The sequence below is a fragment of the Phyllobacterium sp. genome, assembly GCF_037994425.1.
Taxonomy (GTDB): Bacteria; Pseudomonadota; Alphaproteobacteria; order Rhizobiales; family Rhizobiaceae; genus Phyllobacterium.
In genome coordinates, this window is the sequence record NZ_JBBNAM010000328.1 from 1 (window position 1) to 3,324 (window position 3,324).

A 3,324-nucleotide genomic window follows, 5' to 3' on the forward strand; every position below is an offset into this window, starting at 1 on the left:
CGGGCTTCCGCTCCCTGATGGCGGAACTGCCGCACAATACCATTGGCGTCTATTCCTATTCGAAATATTTCGGTTGCACGGGGTGGCGACTTGGCCTCATCGCCATTCACGAGAAGAACGTGCTCGATGACATGATCGCTAAGCTTCCGGCGAAGGAACTTGAGGCGCTCGACAAGCGCTACATTTCGATCACGCTCGAGCCGCGCAAACTCAAGATGATCGACCGGATAGTCGCCGACAGTCGCGATGTCGCACTCAACCACACCGCCGGTCTTTCCTTGCCGCAGCAGGTGATGATGACGATGTTCTCAATGAGCGAGTTGATGGACACCGAAAAACTCTACCAGAAGGCATGCATGGATATCTGCAAGTCTCGCGTTGACAGCCTGCTCGAAGGCCTGCCGCTGGATGTCCAGCCCAACCCTAACTTTGCCTACTATTACGGCACGATCGACTTCGAATTCTGGCTGCGCAGATACGTCGGCGAGGACATGGTGAAGTGGCTGAAGAAAAACGTTCATCCGCTCGACCTCGTCTACCGGCTCGCCGAGGACCATTCGATCGTGCTCCTCAATGGCGGCGGTTTCGATGCGCCGAACTGGAGCGTGCGTGTCTCGTTCGCCAACCTGACCGACGATGTCTATGACGATATCGGCCGGGCGGTCCGCGCGGTGGGGCGTGGCTATGTCGATGCCTTCAACGCGTCCAACGCGTCGAAGAAGGGAAAATAGGCCGCGGCGACGGATAGCGAACGCAAGCATTAAATGCGTTCGCGTCGGGACGAAAGGGACGCCCAATTGCGCCAAGGACGCACATGCGTCCGCACCGTTACGCGATGGCCTTTATCTTGATGGCGGGCCATCGCGCTGGATTGTTCACTGGCTCTCTTAAGTCAATTCTTCGCTATGGCTCACGCCAATGTCGCCATCGTAGACCTGCCGGGTCAGGGGAGATTGCCGGCCCCCCAGTCATGTTTCAATCGCGCATGCGGGCCTGTGTGCGCGATGATATAATTCTTAAGACCTTCGAAACGGCGATCACGGTGACACTGAGGCGGCATGAGAGTGAGGCGCCCGCGCAATGAACGATTTATTGCTAGATATTCGACGCAACCCCGTCCTTTGGCTCCTGGCCCTGGTCCCGATTGTCCTTGTCGCCGCAAAGGTCAGTCCAGCATCACATACGTTGCTCTTCGTGTTAGCGGTACTGGCCATCGTTCCGCTGGCAACTTTGCTCAGTCATGCAACCGAGTCCGTTGCCGCCAAAACCGGTGACACGGTCGGGGGACTCCTCAATGCAACCCTTGGTAACCTGACCGAACTTATCATTGCGCTCTCCGCACTGCGCCTTGGCCAAGTCACCCTGGTTAAAGCGTCCGTCGCGGGGGCCATTGTCGCCAATACGCTGTTTTTGTTGGGTGCGTCGTTCCTGTTGGGGGGACTGAAATATCATGTGCAGGACTACAATCGCACAAACGCCCGCCTGCAAACGAGCCTATTATTTCTCGCAACAGTTGCGATGATTATCCCTTCAGTTGTTGCCGACACTGATTTTGCTATGGCACCTCATTTCCTGCAGGAGCTCAGCGTCGGCCTGTCCGTTGCCCTCATAATTGCCTATGGACTGGGCCTCATCTTCTCGCTCAAGACGCATCGAGAACTTTTTGGCAGCATCGAAGAGGTCGCTCACGAAGAGACGCCGTGGCCGCTCAAGGTGGCGCTCGCGACCTTGGCGGGCGTGACGGTAATGGTTGCGCTTGTTTCGGAGATTTTCGTCGAATCTGTTCAGGAGGCCGCTGCAGCATTTGGAATGACGCCCGCCTTCGTCGGCTTTATCGTAGTGGCGCTCGTCGGCGGCGCCGCGGAAATGGCTTCGGCGTTTTCCGGCGCCCGCAAGAACCGTCTTGATTTGAGCGTCGGTATCGCGCTCGGCAGCGCCGCACAGATTGCCCTTTTCGTTGCTCCGGTACTGGTGCTTCTCAGCTACGTCGTCGGCCCCTCGCCGATGGATCTGCTATTTTGGCCGGGTGCGGTCATCATGGTGCTTATTGCCACGATGACGGCTATCATCGTCACAAACGGCGGGCACTCGACATGGTTCGTCGGCGTACTGATGCTGATAGTCTATCTTATTCTGGCGATGACGCTCTATCTGTTGCCACCTCAAGTTTGATGACAATCAGGTAGAGACCTTGGAATAGGCCGCGACCGCGTCCTCCAGATCGTCAAAGATCATGTCCCGACCAATGCGCCCGATGACGCCCGACTTTTCCAGGATGTCGCGCGGTTCGCTGTGAAGTTCGACAATACCAAACTTCAGATCGTGCTCCAGCGCAAGGAGACGGACATCGTCGAGCATTGCTGCCGCCGTGCTGTCGATCTGAGCGGCGGCACCCGCGTCGAAAATAAACCATTTGGTACCAGCGGCCACCTCGTTGATGGCGGCCTCGATCCGGCTCTTGACGTAGTCTACGTTAAAAAAGAGCAGGCTGCCCTGCAGCAGGTAAATGGCCACCCCTGGAATCGGCTGCGCTTCTCGCGATCGATGCAGCTTGTAGAAGCCTTCGCGCCCGGTGATCCGGCCCAACATGGCATCGCGTGGGCGAAGCCCTTTCATGAGAAGGTAAAGCAGCGTTGCGCCCACGGCGATAACCACACCGTAAAGAACACCAAGGCCAATGACGCCGATGACGCTGATAAGGGCAAAGGAAAACTCCGCTCGGCTTGTACGCCATAACTCGCGCAGGGTCGAAACATCAATCAGACTGACCGCTGCTGATGCAAGGACTGCGCCAAGGGCGGGCGTCGGCAGTATGGCCAAAGCGTTGCCAAGGAAGATGACCGTAAAAGCAAGCGCCGCAGCCGAAACAATGCCGGCCAGTTGGGTGCGACCCCCCATTAAATCATTGATGGCAGTGCGCGAATCGGATGCGGTAACGGGAAATCCACCGAACAGACCGGAGGCGATGTTTGCCGCTCCAAACCCCATCAGTTCGCGGTTGGCGTCCACCGGATATCTGTTCTTCGCGCCGAAGCTGCGTGCCGTAACGATGCCTGCCCCAAAGCTTACGATCAAAACTGCAACCGACCCCAGCAATAAATCGGCAACTGCGGCGCCCTTTGGTATGGGCAACATGGGCGCCGGCAAGCGCGAGGGGATTTGACCAACGACCCGCATGCCCGTTGCCTGAAAATCAAAGACGGCCGACAGACCCGTCGCAAGGACAACAGCAACAAGAGGCCCTGGAATTGCGGGCCGGCGCACACGTAAGACAAGCAGGAGAAGGAACAGACCGGCGCCAAGCACAACTGAGGGCCAATGGAT

General features: G+C 57.5%; 3 protein-coding genes. 2 read left to right on the plus strand and 1 reads right to left on the minus strand.

The window, feature by feature from the left end; translation table 11 throughout:
* Together AAAB35_RS21945 and cax are read left to right on the plus strand one after the other, a co-directional pair.
* The coding region (locus tag AAAB35_RS21945) for a bifunctional aspartate transaminase/aspartate 4-decarboxylase (protein ID WP_340670401.1) at positions 1-731 on the plus strand (731 nt) is incomplete at its 5' end.
* Between the two features lie 349 nt (positions 732-1,080).
* Positions 1,081-2,172 (plus strand): calcium/proton exchanger, encoded by a 1,092-nt coding sequence (cax, locus tag AAAB35_RS21950; RefSeq protein ID WP_340670402.1) that lies wholly within the window; start codon positions 1,081-1,083, stop codon positions 2,170-2,172.
* A 6-nt stretch (positions 2,173-2,178) separates the two neighbouring features.
* On the opposite strand, the gene AAAB35_RS21955 is transcribed toward cax, so the two are convergent.
* Positions 2,179-3,324 (minus strand): SulP family inorganic anion transporter (locus tag AAAB35_RS21955; protein WP_340670403.1); only part of this gene is annotated, 1,146 nt, incomplete at its 5' end.

Coding starts and splice junctions, on each gene's coding strand:
- cax (WP_340670402.1), top strand. CDS start 1,081: ATGAACGATTTATTGCTAGATATTCGACGCAACCCCGTCCTTTGGCTC.